This window comes from Ralstonia sp. RL, from assembly GCF_001683835.1.
Classification (GTDB): Bacteria; Pseudomonadota; Gammaproteobacteria; order Burkholderiales; family Burkholderiaceae; genus Ralstonia; species Ralstonia mannitolilytica.
Window position 1 is genome coordinate 1 of record NZ_LWRX01000181.1, and the last position, 391, is coordinate 391.

At 67.3% G+C, this 391-nt stretch carries 1 protein-coding gene; it reads right to left on the reverse strand.

All coding sequences use genetic code 11. From position 1 onward, the window contains the following. A partial coding sequence (locus A6M56_RS17725; protein WP_502686940.1) for a DUF8741 domain-containing protein occupies positions 1-391 on the reverse strand: 391 nt, incomplete at both ends.

A 391-nucleotide genomic window follows, 5' to 3' on the forward strand; every position in this document is an offset into this window, starting at 1 on the left:
CGGCGGCGCGTACGCGCTCGTGGTCGGCCAACAGGGCTTGGGCGCGTTGCTCTGCCAGGGCTTGCAGTGGCTGGGGATGCGCGGCGAGGAAATCGAGCGCGGCGCACACCTCGCGTTGCACGGCTTCTGCGGGCAGGTTGCCACTGGGCGTGCATTCGAGCAGGCGGTTCACGCTGTCATCGGCCAGCCATTGCGGATTGGCACGGCCACGCACGGCCAGGGCCACGGTCTCCTCGGCCATCATCTGGAAAGGCTCGCGACGGCGCACGTAGCTGAGCTGATGGCGCAAGCGCAGCAGATAGATCGTGGTGACAACATCGACGTCGTCGGTCAGCGTGGCAGCACAACGGGCGGCCAGCGGACGTTCGCTGCTGAGGGCATCTTCCAGCAA